Origin of the sequence: Arthrobacter ipis (assembly GCF_014694315.1) — a bacterium.
Taxonomy (GTDB): domain Bacteria; phylum Actinomycetota; class Actinomycetes; order Actinomycetales; family Micrococcaceae; genus Arthrobacter; species Arthrobacter ipis.
The window spans coordinates 320,575-339,058 of the sequence record NZ_JAAOXD010000009.1 but is presented as its reverse complement, the minus strand read 5'-3'; the positions used below and the strand labels follow the sequence as shown (position 1 = coordinate 339,058).

14 protein-coding genes are annotated in these 18,484 nt (G+C 64.7%); 13 read left to right on the top strand and 1 reads right to left on the bottom strand.

Translation table 11 applies throughout. From position 1 onward, the window contains the following. Positions 1-49 precede the first annotated feature (49 nt). Positions 50-1,075 (bottom strand): LacI family DNA-binding transcriptional regulator, encoded by a 1,026-nt coding sequence (locus G9E11_RS20300; RefSeq protein ID WP_311764434.1) that lies wholly within the window; start codon positions 1,073-1,075, stop codon positions 50-52. 235 nt (positions 1,076-1,310) lie between these two features. Here G9E11_RS20300 and G9E11_RS20295 point away from each other — a divergent pair, with 235 nt between their 5' ends. From G9E11_RS20295 to uidB, 13 genes are all read left to right on the top strand, one after another. After that, positions 1,311-2,159, top strand: coding sequence for a sugar phosphate isomerase/epimerase family protein (locus G9E11_RS20295; RefSeq protein ID WP_190609114.1), 849 nt, complete (start codon positions 1,311-1,313; stop codon positions 2,157-2,159). After that, the gene (locus tag G9E11_RS20290; protein WP_190609113.1) at positions 2,156-3,166 is read left to right on the top strand and encodes a Gfo/Idh/MocA family protein; all 1,011 of its coding nucleotides are present in this window, start codon (positions 2,156-2,158) and stop codon (positions 3,164-3,166) included. The genes G9E11_RS20295 and G9E11_RS20290 overlap by 4 nt, the downstream gene beginning before the upstream one ends. A 204-nt stretch (positions 3,167-3,370) precedes the next feature. Beyond that, positions 3,371-4,894 (top strand): ABC transporter substrate-binding protein, encoded by a 1,524-nt coding sequence (locus G9E11_RS20285; protein WP_190609112.1) that lies wholly within the window; start codon positions 3,371-3,373, stop codon positions 4,892-4,894. Between the two features lie 6 nt (positions 4,895-4,900). Continuing rightward, positions 4,901-5,842: an ABC transporter permease gene (locus G9E11_RS20280; RefSeq protein WP_190609111.1), complete on the top strand. Its 942-nt coding sequence runs from the start codon at positions 4,901-4,903 to the stop codon at positions 5,840-5,842. Continuing rightward, positions 5,839-7,692 (top strand): dipeptide/oligopeptide/nickel ABC transporter permease/ATP-binding protein, encoded by a 1,854-nt coding sequence (locus G9E11_RS20275; protein WP_190609110.1) that lies wholly within the window; start codon positions 5,839-5,841, stop codon positions 7,690-7,692. Before G9E11_RS20280 ends, G9E11_RS20275 begins: the two co-directional genes overlap by 4 nt. A 5-nt stretch (positions 7,693-7,697) precedes the next feature. Beyond that, positions 7,698-8,573: an ATP-binding cassette domain-containing protein gene (locus G9E11_RS20270; RefSeq protein ID WP_190609216.1), complete on the top strand. Its 876-nt coding sequence runs from the start codon at positions 7,698-7,700 to the stop codon at positions 8,571-8,573. A gap of 28 nt (positions 8,574-8,601) precedes the next feature. Continuing rightward, entirely contained in the window at positions 8,602-9,471 is an 870-nt protein-coding gene (locus G9E11_RS20265) for a sugar phosphate isomerase/epimerase family protein (protein WP_246469068.1), read from the top strand. Positions 9,472-9,530: 59 nt separating this feature from the next. Further along, positions 9,531-10,697, top strand: coding sequence for a Gfo/Idh/MocA family protein (locus G9E11_RS20260; RefSeq protein WP_190609109.1), 1,167 nt, complete (start codon positions 9,531-9,533; stop codon positions 10,695-10,697). A gap of 146 nt (positions 10,698-10,843) precedes the next feature. Next, positions 10,844-11,905, top strand: a complete 1,062-nt coding sequence (locus G9E11_RS20255; RefSeq protein ID WP_190609108.1) for a LacI family DNA-binding transcriptional regulator — start codon at positions 10,844-10,846, stop codon at positions 11,903-11,905. 85 nt (positions 11,906-11,990) lie between these two features. Then, the gene (gene uxaC / locus G9E11_RS20250) at positions 11,991-13,397 is read left to right on the top strand and encodes a glucuronate isomerase (protein ID WP_190609107.1); all 1,407 of its coding nucleotides are present in this window, start codon (positions 11,991-11,993) and stop codon (positions 13,395-13,397) included. Beyond that, positions 13,394-14,827 (top strand): mannitol dehydrogenase family protein, encoded by a 1,434-nt coding sequence (locus tag G9E11_RS20245; protein WP_190609106.1) that lies wholly within the window; start codon positions 13,394-13,396, stop codon positions 14,825-14,827. The genes uxaC and G9E11_RS20245 overlap by 4 nt, the downstream gene beginning before the upstream one ends. Before the next feature lie 214 nt (positions 14,828-15,041). Beyond that, the gene (gene uidA, locus G9E11_RS20240; RefSeq protein ID WP_190609105.1) at positions 15,042-16,865 is read left to right on the top strand and encodes a beta-glucuronidase; all 1,824 of its coding nucleotides are present in this window, start codon (positions 15,042-15,044) and stop codon (positions 16,863-16,865) included. A 59-nt stretch (positions 16,866-16,924) separates the two neighbouring features. Beyond that, positions 16,925-18,361 (top strand): glucuronide transporter, encoded by a 1,437-nt coding sequence (uidB, locus tag G9E11_RS20235; RefSeq protein ID WP_246469067.1) that lies wholly within the window; start codon positions 16,925-16,927, stop codon positions 18,359-18,361. Positions 18,362-18,484: the final 123 nt, after the last annotated feature.

Below are 18,484 nucleotides of genomic sequence, written 5' to 3'. Positions count from 1 at the left end.
GAAAGTCCATGTCCGCGGTGACGCCCTGTCCGTCGCGGAAGCAGAGTGCCTATCGCATTCCCGGCGCTGGTCCCGTGGAGCCCCGGACCGTGAGGTGGGTGGGCATCACGGAGCGGCTGCGTGTAACGCCGCCCGCCACAGGGCTGAGCTGCGCGAGCAGCATGGACACCGCTACGCGGCCTGCCTGCTCGATGGGCGATGCCATGGTTGAGAGCGGCGGGTTGCAGAAGTCGGCGCCGAAAATGTCGTCGCAGCCCACGATGCTCATGTCCTCCGGGACACGGATGCCGCGTTCGCGGAGGCGCTGGAGCATGCCGATAGCTATGAGGTCGTTGAACACGATGCAGGCCGTCACGCCGCTGTGCACGGCGGCGTCGGCGGCGACTGCGCCGGACTGTGTCTTGGGCGCGAACGGTCCGAGCGCGCGCACTTCCACCCCGCGCTCCTTGGCTGCCTCCGCCAGGGTAGTCCAGCGGCGGGTGCTGGACTGTGAGGTGAGCGGCCCGGCCATGTAGGCGACGTCGGTATGGCCGAGTGAGATGAGGTGGTCAAGGGCCTGGGTGGTGGCGGATGGGGTGTCGATGAGGACTGCGGGGACCCCGGGGACGTCGCGGTTGACCGTGACCATCGGCATCTTCGCTGCAGCGGCAAGCAAGGCCTCGTCACTCAGCCGGGAGGCAGCCACGACGATTCCGTCCGCGCTCTTGCGCAGCTGCTCCATGGCGCTGGCTTCGACTTCATCGGATTCCTCCGTATCCACCAGCAGCTGCGTGTACCCGGCGGCCTTGAGCTGGAGCTGGGTACCCCGGATGAGGTCGAAGTAGAACGGGTTGGTGATGTCGGGTACCAGCACTCCCACGGCACCGGTCCGCCCGGAGCTCAGCGCCTTGGCCTGGCTGTTGGGGATGTAGTTCAGTTGCGCTGCGGCCGCCTCGATCCGCTGGCGCGTCCGGATATTAACGCGGTCCGGGGTGGAGAGCGCCCGGGAAACGGTGGAGGCCGCCACGCCGCAGAGGGCTGCGATGTCGTGGATGGTGGGCGGGCGGTCCACTGCTGCTGCTTGCGTCGTAGCCACGGCGCTCCTCTCTGAACGCGGCCGGGCCGTTCTGGCCAGGTCAAATGGGCTCCTGTGGCTGCCGCCACAGAACCTGTCAGCCAAGAATGCCACAGCTGACAAGGATTTGGCAACCGGTTGTCATTTCGTCGCAGCCCTGGCTAAGCTGGGGGGACATTGTTTGTAAACTGCCTCACCGCACTGGAGCTGGAACGCGAGCTGCCCGCGCGGCGGCCGCGAAACCCAGGAGACCCGCGTGAGCAAAACAACAACAGCAGTCTGGCCGCTCTCAGGCTTCGGCGATGAGATACATCCGGACCCTGCGGTGCAGTGTGCGGTATTACTGGCGTTGGGCGCAAGCCACATCGAGGTGCGCAGCGCCTGGGGCACCAATGTCTCGGAGCTGGAACCGCAGCAGGTGGCCGCGCTCAAGGAGATCCTCGATGAACAAGGCCTGAAAGTCTCGGCCGTGGCCAGCCCCATTGGCAAGGTGGACGTGGGCCTCCCGATCGAGCACGAGCTGGACAGGCTCCGCCAAATCGTCTCCGTAGCCAACGGCCTGGACACCAAGTACATCCGCGTCTTCTCCTTCTTCCGGGCCGAAGGCCAGAGCGCGGAAGACATCCGCGACGACGTCATGGTGCGCATGGGCGCGCTTGCGGCCCTCGCCGCGGAAGCCGGCGTCGTGCTTCTGCATGAGAACGAAAAAGGCATCTACGGCGACACCCCGGAGCATGTCCTGGACATCATGAAGACCGTGGACTCGCCGGCGCTGCGGATCGCCTGGGACAACGCAAACTTCGTTCAGGTGGGCATCAAGCCCTACACCGAGGGTTACGCCATGCTGCGCCCCTACCTCGAGTACTTCCAGGTCAAGGACGCACTCGCTGCCAGCGGGGAGGTGGTGCCCTCAGGCGAGGGCGACGGCGAACTGGATGCCACCATCGCCGCCCTGAAAGCGGACGGCTTCACCGGCTTCGCCTCACTGGAGCCCCACCTGGCCAGCGCCCACGAGCTCGGCGGCTTCTCGGGGCCGGCCGCCTTCGGCGCCGCAGCCCGCGCCTTCGCAGCGCTGGCCACGAAAAACGGGATTGAACTCTCTTGAGGACAACGGCGGCTGTCATCGGCTGCGGCGACGTTTCCACCGTGCACTTCGAAGCGGTGGCAAAGCTCGACGGCGCCGCGCTCGTTGCGGTGTGCGACGCGGACCCGCAGCGGCTGGCCTCCGCGATGGCCACGTGGGGCGTCCCCGGCTACGCCGACCATCTGGCCCTCATAGAGGCCGTTAAGCCTGACGTGGTGCACATTTGCACTCCGCATGACCACCACGCGGCAGTGGCAGTCGACTGCCTGGAGCGCGGCGTCAACGTCATCGTGGAGAAGCCGCTGGCCCACACCCTTGCGGAAGGTCGGCGCCTGGTCGAAGCCGCCTCGGCCGGCCGGGCCAAAATCGCCGTGTGCTTCCAGAACCGGTACAACGCGACGTCGCAGGCCATGCACGCCCTGCTGTCAACGGGCGAACTGGGGGCCGTGACGGGAGCGTCGGCAACAGTGATGTGGCAGCGCTCCGCCGAGTACTACCAAAACCGGCCGTGGCGGGGGACCTGGGCCGGCGGCGGGGGAGGCCTGCTGATGAACCAGGCCATCCATACCGTCGACCTGCTCCAATGGCTGGTAGGCGACGTCGTCGCGGTCACCGGCAACGCGTCAACCCGCTTCCTGGGCGAGGCCATAGAAGTAGAAGACACCGCGGAGTTCGTGGCAGAGCATGCCGGCGGCGCCCGAAGCGCGTTCTATGCCACCCTGGCCAATGCCTTCAACGCCCCGGTAACGCTCGACGTGGTCACCGAGAAGGCGGTCCTGAGCCTCCGGGGCGACCTCACAGTAAAGTACTCTGACGGACGCGTGGACATCGTTCCCGAGCGCGCGAGCGGCTCCGGCGGCCGGTCCTACTGGGGCGTTTCCCACGAACTGCTGGTCAGCGACTTCTACGCCCGCCTGCACGACGGCGATCCGTTTTGGATCAGCCCTGCCGAAGCGGAAAATTCGCTGCGCATCATCAAGGAGATCTACCGGCAAAGCTACCCGGAGTCCACCCATGCGGTCTCCTGAGCCCGTCATGGAGCAACCGCGCCGCGTCCACTGACCTGACCGGGTGCTGCCCAGCCGGCCAATACGAGGTTGTTGCTGCTTTTTTGACAATCGGTTGCCAAACGCGGCAACAATCCGTATTCTGAATGTGACCCGGCCGGTGTGGTCCACGCCACACCGGCCTTCGTCTGCAAGTATCACGTTCCACAGATTCAGGAGCCAACAATGAAGTTAGGTCCCAAGGCGGCAGCAGCCGCCCTTGTTCTCAGCGCATCCCTCGCGCTGAGCGGTTGCGGCGGTGCTGCCAACTCCGGTTCGGCCGCCGGTGCTGCCACAGCATTGACCCTTGGCACTGTCCAGGACGTGCGTTCGTGGGATCCCGCCCAGGCGCACGTCGGCCATGTTCTGCAGCCGTACCAGGCGGTGTACGACACGCTGATCCTGCGCGAACCGGACGGCAAACTCAGCCCGATGCTGGCCACGGCGTGGAAGTACAACGCCGGCAACACCAAGCTCACCCTGGACCTGCGCACGGATGTGACCTTCAGCGACGGCGCCAAGTTCGACGCCGAGGCTGTCAAGGCCAACATGGACCACTTCAAAAAAGCCAACGGTCCACAGATGGCGCAGCTCGCTTCGGTCAGGGACGTGACTGTGGTGGACGCCGACACCATCGACGTCAACCTCACGGCGCCGGACCCCGCGCTGGAATACTTTCTGAGCCAGGCCGCCGGCCTGATGGGCAGCCCGAAGGCCCTGGACACCGAAGGCATCAAGACCGAACCGGTCGGCTCCGGCCCGTACGTGATGGACAAGGCGGCGTCGGTCAAGGACTCACAGACGGTTTTCAGCGCCCGCAAGGATTACTGGAACAAGGACCTGCAGAAGTACCAGAAACTGACGTTCAAGGTCCTGACCGACCTCACCGCCCGCACCAACGCCCTGGTCTCCGGGCAGGTGGACGCTACCATCCTGGACCCCAAGAACGGCAAGCAGGCCGAGGGCGCCAAAATGAAACTGGCTGCCAACGAGGTTGACTGGCAGGGGCTGCTCCTCCTGGACCGTGAAGGCGCCAAGAACCCGGCGCTGGCAAACGTCAAAGTCCGCCAGGCCATCAACTATGCATTTGACCGCAAGACCATCCTGGACCAGGTAATGCTGGGTCAGGGCACCCCGACGTCGCAGCCGTTCGGCAAGGCCAGCGGCGCCTGGACGGAAGAGCTGGAAAACTACTACACCTACGATCCGGCCAAGGCCAAGCAGCTCCTGAAGGAAACAGGCTTTGAAAAGGGCGTCACCCTGGAGATCCCGAGCGTGCCCGGGTTCGAAACCCAGATTTCCGTCATCACGCAGCAGCTGGCAGATGTCGGTATCACCCTGAAGGTCGGCGCGGCGCTGACCAACACGTATACGGCCGATATTGCCGCGCAGAAGTTCACCACCATTTTCTTCTCGCTTTTCCAGGGCCAGCCCACGGTTGCCATGGACCAGATCGTCTCCACCAAGGCGCTCTACAACCCCTTCAAGAACTCGACGCCGGAGCTGGACGCCAAGATCGCGGCCGTGCGCAACGGCGGCGCCGATGCAGGCAAACTGGCGCAGGAAGTGAACAAGTACGTCGTTGAACAGGCGTGGTTCGCTCCGCTGTTCCGGGTCAACCAGATGTACTACCACAACTCCAAGGTGAACGTGACTCCGCAGATCCAGCAGGCCGTTCCGTCCATCTACAACTACTCCCCGGCCAAGTAGGACACCATGATCAGGTTCATTGCGAAAAGGCTGGGCAGCGGGCTGGTGGTGCTGTTCGTTGTCTCGGCCCTCACGTTCTTCCTGCTGTACGTCTCCAGCGGGAGCATCGCCAGGAACATCCTTGGCGACCAGGCCACTGCGGAGCAGGTGGCGATGAAAGAACACGAGCTGGGGTTGGACCAGCCGCTGGTGGTCCGCTATTTCTCCTGGGTAGCCGACGCGCTGAGCGGAAACCTTGGTGCCTCGTGGTTCACGTCCGAGCCGGTGGCCAACTCGCTCGCCACCCGGATTCCGGTGACCATGACCATGGTCTTCGCCGCAATGATCCTGATCGCAGTCTGTGCCGCTCTCATTGGTGTGGTCGCTGCCGTCAAGCGCGGCTGGGTGGACAGGGTGGTCCAGGTTGGCGCCATCATCGGAGACTCCATACCGGGGTTTGTGATCGGCGTCATCCTGGTCACCATCCTGGCCATCCAGCTGGGCCTCTTCCCGGCAACCAGCACCATCTCGCCGGAATCCGGACCAGAGGCGTGGGTCTATTCCATGGCCCTTCCGGTGATCGCCCTGTTGGTCAACGGCGTCACAGGCGGCGCGCAGCAGATCCGCAGCGCCGTCATCAAACAGCTCGAGCGGGACTACGTCCGCACCCTGCGCAGCCGCGGCATCGGCGAGCGGGAGATCCTGTTCAAGCACGTGCTGCGCAGTGCCGCCCCGGCCGGCCTGACGGTCCTCAGTCTGCAGCTGGTCGGCATGCTTGGAGGTGTGGTCATCATCGAGCAAATCTTCGCTCTGCCGGGCATGGGTCCTCTGGCGGTCGCTGCCACCGGCCAGTCAGATCTCCCGGTGGTGATGGGCGTCGTGATGTACACGGTGGTGGTCGTCATAGTGGTGAACCTGCTGGTGGACATTCTCAATGGCTGGCTCAACCCGAAGGTACGTGTGTCATGAGTGACTCTGTAGAAACGGCGGCAGTTGCCGCACCTGCGCCCTCCCTTAATACCGGGCAGAGCGGCACAGTGGTCCGCTCCACCGTGATCCGGCGCCTGCTCAGGAACCCGCTGGGCATCATTGCCATGGCCATCTTGCTGGCGATCTCGCTGCTGGCCATCCTGGCTCCGGTTCTGGCACCGTTCCAGGAGAACTATTCCAACATCGCCAAAACGCTGGCCGCCCCCGACTCGGTAAATATTTTGGGAACGGACAGCGCCGGGCGCGATGTCTGGAGCCGCCTGCTGTTCGGTGCGCAGCTGACGCTGCTTTCCGCCTTGCTCTGTGCCGGCGTCGCCATTGCCATCGGGCTGCCGGCAGGACTGATCGCCGGTTATTACGCCGGCAAGTTCGAGGCAGTTTCCAACTGGATGGTCAGCATCCTCATGAGCCTGCCGGGCCTGATTGTGCTGCTGACCATCCGGGCGGCTTTCGGCCCCTCGGTATGGATTTCCATGATCGCGTTCGGCATCCTCATCAGCCCGTCCTATTTCCGGTTGACCCGCACCGCCGTCCAGTCTGTGCGCAACGAGCTGTACGTTGACGCCGCCAGGGTTTCCGGGCTTTCGGACCTGAGCATCATCGCCCGCCACATCTTCTCCGTGGTCCGGGCACCCATCATCATCCAGACGGCGGCCATTGCCGGCGTGGCCATCGCCATCCAATCCGGGCTGGAATTCCTGGGCCTGGGCGATCCCACCAAGGCAACCTGGGGCGTCATGCTCTCAGAGGGCTTCAAGAACGTCTACCTGAACCCGACCCTGCTCTTCTGGCCGGCACTCGCCATGGCGTTGACGATCGGCGGGCTGGTCCTGCTGGGCAATGCCATCCGCGACGCCCTTGAAGACGGCGAAAAGATCAAGCACCGCAAGAAAGCGGCCCAGCAGAAGGGCACGACGGCGGCACCCGCCAGGGCGGGCCAGCAGCGCCAGTCCATGGCCGCCGTCGAGCTTGGCACGGAGCACCACCTCGTGAAGGTGACCAACCTCGGCGTCGGATACCCGCAGGCCGACGGTTCCGTCAAAAAGGTGGTGGACGACGTTTCCTTCCACGTGGACCGCGGGGAAATCCTCGGCATCGTGGGTGAATCCGGTTCAGGCAAGTCCCAGACGGCGTTCTCCATCCTGGGATTGCTTCCGGATAACGCCCGCATTGTGGCGGGCTCCATTCAGTTCGACGGCAACTACACGGTCGCCCCGGGTGAGGAACGCGTCGATCAGGCACGGCTGTCCAGGCTTCGCGGCAAGAGGATCTCCTACATTCCGCAGGAACCCATGAGCAACCTGGACCCCGCTTTCACCATCGGCTACCAGCTCGTGACGCCGATGGTGCGCGTCCTGGGAATCCCCAAGGAAGAAGCCCGCAAGCGCGCGCTGAAGCTCCTGGCCGACGTCGGAATCGCCAACCCCGAACGGACCTTCAGCGCCTACCCCCACGAAGTCTCCGGGGGTATGGCCCAGCGTGTGCTGATCGCCGGTGCCATCAGCTGCGAACCGGACCTGGTGATCGCCGATGAGCCCACCACGGCTCTGGACGTCACCGTGCAGGCCGACGTGCTCGACCTCCTGCGCGAGCTCCAGCAGCGGCTGAACATCGGCGTCATCCTGGTGACCCACAACTTCGGCGTGGTGGCAGACCTCTGCGACCGAGTGGCTGTCATGCAGAACGGCCGCCTGGTTGAGGAAGGATCCGTCCGCGACATCCTCCGCAACCCCAAAGAGCAGTACACCCGGACCCTGCTGGCATCCATGCTCGAAGGCAAAACCCCTATGTCCATGCTTGTATCCAGCCAGAAGGAGCCAGCCGCATGAGCACTATGGAAGCTGAAGAAAGCGCCCCGCTCCTGACAGTAGAGAACCTGGTGGTTGAGTACCCCAGCAAGAAGTTCCGCGCCAAGCCGTTCCGGGCACTCACGGACATCAACATCTCCATCGGCCAGGGCGAGACCCTTGGCCTGGTGGGGGAGTCCGGTTCGGGAAAGACAACCCTTGGCCGTGCCGTCCTCGGCCTGGCCCCCGTGACGGACGGAAGGATCACGTTCGAAGGCCGCGACATCAGCCACGCCACCCGCAAGCAGCGGCGGACCCTGAGCCGGGACCTCCAAGTGGTCTTCCAGGACCCGTACACCTCCCTGAACCCGGCCCTCGAGATCGGCGCCATCCTCGCCGAACCCCTCGGAGTGCAGGGCCTGGAGCAGACAGCGGCCAGGAAGCGCGTCAAGGAACTGCTTGACCAGGTGGGGCTGCCCTCGGACGCCATCCACCGCCTGCCACGGGAGTTCAGCGGCGGCCAGCGCCAGCGCGTCGCCATCGCCCGGGCACTCGCGCTCTCACCGAAACTCATCGTCTGCGATGAACCCGTCAGTGCACTTGACCTGTCCACCCAGGCACGTGTCCTTGACCTGTTCCTGCAGATCCAGAAGGACACCGGAGTTTCCTACCTCTTCGTCTCCCACGATCTGGACGTCGTGCGGCACATCAGCCACCGCGTGGCCGTCATGTACCACGGCGAAATCGTCGAACAGGGACCGGCCGCGGTGGTAACCCGCGACCCCGAGCACCCCTACACCCAGCGTCTCCTGCTGGCCTCCCCAGTACCCGATCCGGACCGGCAGGAACAGCGCCGGGCCGATCGTCACCGGCTGCTCGACAGCCAGCGGCATCAGCACGAACAGGCCGGCGCCGTCGCCTGAGGGCACCGTCAAAACTGAAAGGACCACCATGGCCAACACAGCCACAATTGGCGTACAAGCGATGATGCTCAAAGAGAGCTTCACGGAACTCGGGGCGTTCGAGACGCTCCGGAAGGTCAGCGCGATCGGCTACAACGCCGTCGAAATCTCCCAGATCCCGATGACAGCGGAGAACGTCACCGAACTGGACCGGTCCCGCAATGAACTGGGCATGGACATTGCGGCGTTGTCGGTCGCGATGGAAACCCCCAAGGGCATGCCCGGCGATTCGCTCAAGGACCATTTCGACAAGATCGTTGACGACGCGAAACGACTCGACACCAGGCTCCTGCGGATCGGGATGCTTCCCTTCCCGGCCATGAAGTCGATCGGCGCCGTGGTGGACTTCGCCAAAGAAGCCAACGGGTACGCCGAGCGCCTGCAGCAGCACGGCATCGGCCTGTACTACCACAACCACCACATCGAGTTCGCGAAGTTCGACGGCAAATACATGCTGGACATCATCGCCGAGAACTCCCCGGCCATGGGCATGGAAATCGACGTCCACTGGGTGCAGCGCGGCGGACTTGACCCCGTCCGGACCCTCGCGAAGTACGCCGGACGCACCGCCATGGTGCACCTGAAGGACTACCGCATCGGCGAGCTGCCCCAATCGGCCTTCGGGCTCCTTGAATCGGGGGACGTCACCGGCTTCATGGCCGAGTTCAAGGACGTGGTCCAGTTCGCCGAAGTGGGCGAAGGCAACCTGGACTTTCCGGCCATCATCCCGGCCGCCCAGGCCGCCGGCGCACAGTACATGCTCGTGGAGCAGGACCAGCTGTACGGCCGCACCGTCTGGGACGCGCTGCAGACCTCCCACGACAACCTGGTGGCCATGGGCCACGCCGACCTTTTCTAACCCTGAATCTCCACCATCCGGCTTTCGGCAAGCTCAACCAAAGAAAAAGGAAACAAACTGTGAGTAAGAAAGTACGCCTCGGCATCATCGGCCTGGGCCAGCAGGGCGGCGCCTACGCCAAATTCATCACCGACGGACTGGTTCCCAACATGGAAATCGGCGCCATCTGCGACACGGACCCCGCCAAGAAGGAACTCGCGGCTTCCCAGTACCCGGACGCACCCTTCTACGAGGACTACATCGCCATGCTCGAAAGCGGCGACGTCGACGCAGTAGTCACGTGCGTCCCGCACTTCCTCCACCCCGAAATGGGCATCGAAACGCTCAAGCGCAACATCCACGCACTCGTCGAGAAACCGGCCGGCGTCTACACCAAGCAGGTCAAGGAACTCAACGAGTTTGCCGCAAGCAAGCCCGAGCTGTCCTTTGCGATCATGTTCAACCAGCGCAACAACCCGCTGTACCAGAAGCTCAAGGAAATCGTCGAGAACGGCGAGATCGGCGCCATCCGCCGCACCAACTGGATCATCACCAACTGGTGGCGGCCGCAGGGGTACTACAACTCCAGCGAATGGCGGGCCACCTGGGGCGGCGAGGGCGGCGGCGTCCTGGTCAACCAGGCACCACACCAGCTGGACCTGTGGCAGTGGATCTGCGGCGTGCCGAAGTCTGTCTACGCGAAGGTGGCCTACGGCTTCCGCCGCGACATCGCCGTCGAAGATGAAGTCACAGCGGTGGTGGACTACGGCAACGGCGCTACCGGCGTTTTCGTCACCGCTACCCACGACCTGACCGGCACGGACCGCTTCGAGATCCTGGGCGACCAGGGCAAGATCGTCGTGGAAGGCTCCAAGACTGCCACCGTGACCCGCCTGGTCAAGCCTGAGCGCGAACTCAGCGACGGCATGGACATGGACGATGTCCGCAAGCTCTTCATGGGCGAGCTGAACCCCGAGGAGTACTACGCCACCGAAGTAGTGGAGTTCGAATCCGCCTGGGGCGCCCAGCACTCCGGCGTCCTGGCGAACTTCGCCGCCAACATCCTGGACGGCACCCCGCTGCTGGCACCGGGGTCTGACGGCATCAACGGCGTCCGCCTGGCCAACGCCATTCACCTCTCCAGCTGGACCGGCAGGGAAGTAGGCTTGGACTTCGACGAGGACGTATTCCTCGCCGAGCTCAACAAGCGCATCGCCGAGGAAGGCAAGTTCCCCGAGCGCTCGTAGGCCGGCGCCATCTGGCCAGACCCGGCAACCGCTGGCCACCCGTGGGGCAACTCCCGCCCAACTGACTCGCACATAATGTCGTTTTGAGCGTTCAAAACGACAACTATTGCCAGTCGGTTGGGCGGGTTCGTCGTTAGGATGGGGCGGTGACTGAACCCAAGAAGCCGGACGCGCCCGCAGCAACGGGCCGGGCCAATAAACACGCCCGGGACGGGAAATCCAACCCCACCATCTACGACATTGCCAAGGTTGCCGGCGTGAACCCTTCCACCGTGTCACGGGCCCTCAGCAAACCCGGCAGAGTCAGCGCCAAGACCCAGAAGCTCATTGAGGATGCCGCCGCCGAGCTCAACTACCAGGTCAACCCCTTCGCGCGGGCCCTGCCCACCGGGCGGACCAACACCTTCGGGCTGATCGTCGCGGATATCACCAACCCCACGTTTTTCGACATCATCCGCGGGGCAGAGACCACGGCCACGCTGCGGGACTACACACTCGTGCTGGCCGAGTCCGCTGAGTCCGCCGTCACCGAACTGACCGCGGCCCGCCGGCTCATGGCTACCGTGGACGGCCTCATCCTCGCAAGCCCCCGCACGGACGACGACAACATCCGCGCACTTGCCCGCGACAAACCGGTGGTGGTCATCAACCGCGAGGTCGAGGGCGTGCCCTGCGTGGTTCCGGATGTGAACAAGGGCATCAGCGAGGCTGTGCGCAGCCTCGCCGCCAACGGGCACACCAAGGTTGCCTTTGTTGCCGGGCCGTCGCAGTCCTGGATGTCCGCCCGTCGCTGGGAAGGCGTCCGGGCGGCCTGCGAATGGTCACGACTGGAGGCCGTGAGGCTGGATTCCACCAAACCCACGGTCGACGGCGGCAGGCAGGTGGCGCGCGACGTCCGGGCCAGCGGCGTCACTGCCGTGCTGACCTACAACGATCTCCTGGCCATCGGACTCATGCAGGAACTCCAGGCCGCCGGCATCGTGGTGCCGGACCAGATCAGCATCGTGGGCTTCGACGACATCTTCGGCGCCGACTTCACAACGCCGCCGCTGACCACCGTGCGCTCCCCGCTGGGGGAGTGCGGCGCGGGCGCGGCCACCCTGTTGCTTGACCTCCTGCACGGCATGGGGGAACCTGCCGGCACCCTGCGTGTGGAGACGGAGCTGGTGCTGCGCGGCTCAAGCGGCCGGCTGCTGCCCGCACGCTAGGTCCGGCTGCAGGGCCAAACCGCGGGTTTTGGCAATCTATGGCAACCGGTTGACAAAAGCGACGCAAAAGCCGGACCATAGAGCTATGTCACAGTCGATTGCCGCCAGCCCAGACCGGCTCCTGCCCGCGGATCCCGGAACGCGCAGCATTGCGCGGGACCTCCTGCAGCGCGTCCAGGACCTCCCCATCATTTCCCCGCACGGGCACGTTGACGCCGCAGTCATCGAGCACAACAGCCCCTTCCCGGACCCGGCGGCGCTGCTGGTCAGTCCGGACCACTACGTCACCCGGCTGATCCATGCCAGCGGTGTTCCACTGGACCGGGTGCGCGGCTCGAAGGCCGCGGAACCGGATTCCCGCGCCGTCTGGCACGAGTTCTGCAAGGCCTGGCCGCTGTTCGAAGGCACTGCCTCCGGCTACTGGCTCCGAACCCAGTTCAGCAGCGTCTTCGGCCTCCCGCAGGAGATCAGCGCCGAGACCGCCGACGCCAGCTACGACGCGATTTCCGCCAAGCTGCTCGAGCCCGGCTTCCGGCCCCGCCAGCTCTTCAAAGACTTCAACATCGAGGTGCTGGCCACTACCGACGATCCACTGGACAGCCTGTCCAGCCACAAGGCGATCGCCCAGGATCCCACGTTCCACGGCCGCGTCCTGCCCACCTTCCGCCCGGACGCCTACCTGAACATCGCCCACCCGGAATGGCAGGCCAACGTGGACCGCCTCATCGCGGCAGCAGGCGACGGCGGCACAGGCTATGCCGGCTATCTCACCGCCCTTGGAAACCGGCGTCGTTATTTCGTGGAACACGGCGCAGTCTCCGCTGACCACGGCGTCCGCACTCCTGCAACGCTCAAGCTCGACGACGGGGCCGCGGCGAAACTCTTCGACCGTGCCCGCTCCGGCCAGGCCACGGCGCAGGACCGCGACGACTTCGAGGCCCACATGATGTACCAGATGGCCCGGATGTCCGTTGAGGACGGCCTGGTCATGACCATCCACCCCGGCTCCTACCGGAATCACCATGAACCAACGTTCAACGCGTACGGTGCAGACACCGGCCACGACATCCCGTTCGCCGTCAACTACACCGAGGCCATCCGCCCGCTGCTGCAGGACTTCGGCACCGCCAAGGACTTCCACCTGGTGCTCTTCACGCTGGACGAGACCGTGTTTTCCCGCGAACTCGCGCCCCTTGCGGGCTTCTACCCGTCCGTGTTCCTCGGAGCCCCGTGGTGGTTCCTGGATGCGCCGGACGCCATGCTGCGCTTCCGTTCGGCCGTTACCGAAACCGCCGGTTTCTCCCGCTCGTCCGGCTTCATCGACGACACCCGCGCGTTCTGCTCCATCCCCGCGCGCCACGATGCCTCCCGCCGGATCGAGGCCTCCTTCCTGGCCCGGCTTGTGGCGGAGCACCGCGTCAGCGAGGAACGCGCCCATGAACTGATCGTCGACATCGTCGATGGCTCGCCCAGAAGGGTCTTCAAGCTGTGAGTACCGAACTGCCCTCCGCGGCCACATCCGCCGTCGACCTTCCCCAACTAAGCCGCAGCCTGCGGCCTGCCGCCAAGCCCCCGGTCCGCATCGTCCACCTGGGGCTGGGTGCCTTCCACCGCTCACACCAGGCCTGGTACACGCACCAGGCGGGCGACGCCGCGGACTGGGGCATCGCCGCCTTCACCGGCCGCCGCCCCGACGCCGCGCTGGCCCTGGCGGAGCAGGACGGCCTGTACACCGTGGTGGAACGCGCCGATGGCGGCGACTCGTTTACCGTAGTCAGCAGCATTGTTGAAGCGGTAGACGGCGCCGACATGCAGCGTCTGGCGGAACTGATAGCGGCCCCCGCTACCGCCGTTGTCACCCTCACGATCACCGAGGCGGCATACCGGCTCGGCGCCGACGGGAAGCTCGACCGCACGGCCGCCGACGTTGTGGCAGACCTGGCACTGCTGGAGGCCGGCAACGGAACCCCGACGACGCCGCTGGGCCGGCTGGTGCTGGCCCTCGCCGCCCGCCGGACCGCCGGTTCCGGCCCGCTCGCCGTGGTCTGCTGCGACAACCTCTCCAACAACGGCACCGTAGCGCACAACGCCCTGGTGGGTATGGCCGGGGCGTGGGACGAAAGCGTGGCCGAATGGATCGACGCCACCATCAGCTTCGTCAGCACCTCCGTTGACCGCATCACTCCGCGCACCACGGAGGCGGACCTTGCTGCCGTGGAAGCCGGCTGCGGCTACCGCGACAATTTCCCCGTGGTAGCCGAACCCTTCACCAACTGGGTGCTCAGCGGGGACTTCCCGGCCGGCCGGCCGCACTGGGAAGATGCGGGTGCTGTCTTCGTAGACGTCATTGAACCGTATGAGAACCGCAAGCTGTGGCTCCTGAATGGCGCGCACTCCCTGCTGGCCTACGCTGGCCAGCTTCGGGGACACTCCACGGTGGCCCAGGCACTGGCCGATCCGGTGTGCCTGGGGGCTGTTGAAGCGTTCTGGGACGAGGCCCAGGCCAACCTCGCCGGAGCGGAGGGCGCTGCCGCTGACCTGCAGATCCCGGCGTACCGAGCTGCGCTGTTGGCACGCTTCAGCAACGCCCGCATTGCCCACCATCTTGCGCAGATCGCCATGGACGGCAGCACCAAGCTGCGGATGCGCGCTGTTCCGGTGTTGCGGGCCGAGCGCGCCGCGGGCCGGTCAGGTGCCGCCGCCGCGCTCATGATTGCCGCGTGGATGGACTACAGCGCGGCCGTCGCCGAGGTCCGGGATCCGCTGGCCGACGGCGTTGCTGCCGCCAACCGGCTGAGCGGCGCGGAACGGATCCAGGCCCTTTTGGAGCTGGTGGACCCCGTCCTGGCCGCCGACGGCGGCGTCGTCGACCTGGTTGAAGGCTTGTGCGGAACGTTCGGGAAGCGGTCTGTATCCCGGTAGCGACTATCCGCACACGCACGGCTGCCCGGTTCCGCTTGCCATTAGGAGCCGGGCAGCCGTGTTTCATGAAGTTTCAAGTAAACTTCTGGCAACCGCTTGCCATTTGATTGCCAAGTGACTAGGATTACAGTACGAGCAGAAACCCGGCGCACTGCCGGTCTTCCCAAGAATCCCCCTCCGGCTCAGCCCGCAAAGACGCGTTAGGACCCCCAGAATGCTCAAGCCCCAGGCCAGCGAAACCCGCGAGTTGGTAAACCTCGACGGCGTCTACCGCTTCAAGGTGGACTTCGACCGTGCGGGCCACCGCCAGGAATGGTTCAAGACGGCGCTGGAGACCGACCTCGAAATGGGTGTCCCGGCCAGCTACAACGATGTCTTCCCGGACAAGGCAGTCCGCAACCACGTGGGCTACGTCTGGTACCAGCGCGAGGTGCGCGTTCCCCGCGGCTGGGCAGGGGAGCGAATCCACCTCCGTCTCGACTCCGCCACGCACGAGGGCATGGTCTGGGTCAACGACGTGCTGGTGGCCGAACACACCGGCGGGTACATGCCGTTCAGTGCCGACATCACCGAGCACGTGACCCCTGGCCAGATCTCCCGGCTGACCATCTCCGTGAACAACGAACTCACCCAGGCCACCATTCCGCCAGGCAGCATCACCGTCAGCGAGGACGGACGCCGGCAGCAGAGCTACCTGCACGATTTCTATAACTATGCCGGGCTGCACCGCAGCCTCTGGCTTTACAGCACCCCTTCCGTCACCGTGGATGACATCACGGTGGTGACCGGCTTCGAAGGCACCACCGGCACCGTCGACTACACGATCGCCACCGCGAACGGCACGGGAATCGAGGCCATCCGGGTCACCCTGCGCAATGCGGACGGCGCCGAAGTCGCCGCAACAGAAGGCGCCGAGGGCACCCTGGTAATTGACGGCGTCGTGCTCTGGAAACCCGGGGCGGCCTACCTGTACAGCCTCACCGCTGAGATCCACGACGGCGGCCGGCTGGTGGACAGCTACACCCTCCCCGTGGGAGTCCGGACAGTCGAGGTCAGCGGCAAGGAATTCCTCATCAACGGCGAACCCTTCTACTTCACCGGCTTCGGCATGCACGAGGACCACGTGGCCATCGGCAAGGGCCACAGCAACGCCCAGATGGTCAACGACTTCCAGCTCCTGGACTGGGTTGGCGCCAACTCCTTCCGCACCTCCCACTACCCCTACGCAGAAGAAGTCATGGAGTTTGCCGACCGGCACGGCATCGTGGTGATCGACGAAACGGCGGCCGTCGGGCTGCACCTGGGCTTCGGGGCCGTGTTCGGCGGCATCGCAAAAAAGACGTATGTCGAGGGCGGAGTGGACGCCAACACCGCGGCAAACCACCGCCAGGCCATCACCGAGCTTGTGGCCCGGGACAAGAATCATCCCTCGGTCGTGATCTGGTCCATCGCCAACGAACCCAACGGCTCCGAGGAAGGCGCCCGGGAATACTTCCAGCCCCTGGCCGAACTCACCCGGCAGTTGGACCCAACCCGTCCCGTAGGCTACGTCAACGTCATGTTCGACACCCCGGACAAGGAACTGCTGGGCGACCTTTTCGACGTCATCATGCTCAACCGCTACTACGGCTGGTACCTGAACAACGGGGACCTCGAAACCGCCGAGCAGGTTCTGGAAAAGGAACTGCGCGAATGGGAAGCCAAGTACGGGAAGCCCATGATCATGACCGAGTACGGGCCGGACACCATGCCGGGCTTCCACTCCATCTATGAGCAACCCTGGAGCGAGGAATACCAGGCCGCGTTCCTGGCTATGTACCACCGGGTCTTTGACCGCGTGGATGCCATGGTGGGCGAGCAGGTCTGGAACTTCGCGGACTTCCAAACGTCCAACGGCATCATGCGCGTGGACGGCAACAAGAAGGGCGTGTTCACCCGGGACCGCCGGCCCAAACCCGCAGCGTATGCCCTCCGCCAGCGCTGGACCGCACTGGCCGGCGTCAAAAACGGCAGCGACAAGACGATCACCAACCCGTAGCATTTTTCACTATTTTTGGCTGCCCCCTGGGCAGACACTTGGGTAAAGGAGCCCACCTCATGAAAAAGCTGAACAAGCTCAGCATCATCGGCTACGGCGCCGGCGATGCCGCCAACAACCTGGCCTTCACCACCGCCACCATGTTCCTGCTGGTCTACTACACCGACGTTGCGGGTATTTCCGCGGCAGCCGCAGGCACACTCCTGCTGGTCGTCAGGATCTTCGATGCGTTCGCCGATGTCTTTGCCGGCCGCATGGTGGACCGAAACTACAGCAAACGCTTCGGGAAGTTCCGTCCGTTCATCATGTTCGGCTCCATCCCGCTGCTGCTCCTGAGCGTGGCAACCTTCTCTGTCCCGCAGTTGGGTGAGTCCGGAACCCTGCTCTACGCCTACGTCACCTACGCAGCCCTTGGCCTGGCCTACAGCTTGGTAAACATCCCCTACGGCTCACTCGCGGGCGCCATGACCCAGGATCCGGGCGACCGGGCCAAGCTGGGATCGGCCCGTATGGTGGGCGGTCTGCTGGTGGGTTCGGCGCTCGGCATCTTCGTGGCACCCCTCATCAAGCCGGGCGCTGACCTGCAGGCAACCTTCACCACCATCACCCTTGTATTCGTCGGGATCGGCGCCGTCCTCTACTTCTTCACCGTCCTCACCGCCAAGGAACGCGTTCACCGCGCCGTACCGAACGTTTCCCTCAAACAGAGCATGGAAACCCTGAAGGGCAACAAGCCCCTCCTGATGCTCTGCATCAGCTCGTTCCTCTTCCTCTCCGGCTACCTGGCATTAACTTCCGTGCAGCTGTACTACCTGCGCGACGTCCTCGGCCGCCTGGACCTGTACCCGGTGCTGTCCATCATCCAGCTTGTCCTGACCTTCGTCCTGGCCGCGTTTATGCCCAAGTTGGTCCGCAACATCGGCAAGAAGCACGTCTACATTTACTCCTCCCTGATCACTGTCGCCGGCGGTGTGGTTATTTTCTTCACGCCGGCAAGCCAGATCATGATCGGCTTTGCCGGCCTGGTGCTCAGCCTCGTGGGTGTCCTCGCAATGAGCATCGTGGTGTGGGCCCTCGAGGCCGACACCGTGGAATACGGCGAATGGAAGACCGGCGTCCGCACCGAAGGCATCACCTATGCGCTGTTCTCCTTCACCCGCAAGACCGGCCAGGCCGTGGGCGGAGCCCTCGCCGCGTACGCACTCGCATTGGGCGGTTACAAGTCTGGCGGGGTCGCCCAGACCCCGGACGCCGTGTTCGGCATTCAGATCGCCGCGGGTGCACTGCCTGCCGTACTGACAATCCTCGCGGTATTGGTCATGAGCAGGTACACGCTGACCGATGCCAAGCACGCCGAGATCCTCACAGAGATCCGGGCCCGCCGCGAAAGCGTCGATGCCCCCAAAAAGGCCGATATCGCCGCCGAGCCCTCCGAGGACGACACGGCCGGCACCACCGAAACAGCCACCCAGCCGCACCCGGCGCCCACCAACTGACCCCTGAACCAGTCCATCCGAAAGGACCTGTTGTGAAAATCATTGCCGCGGAAGTCTTCGTGACAAGCCCCTCCCGTAACTTCGTGACCCTTCGTATTACTACGGAGGACGGCGTGACCGGCA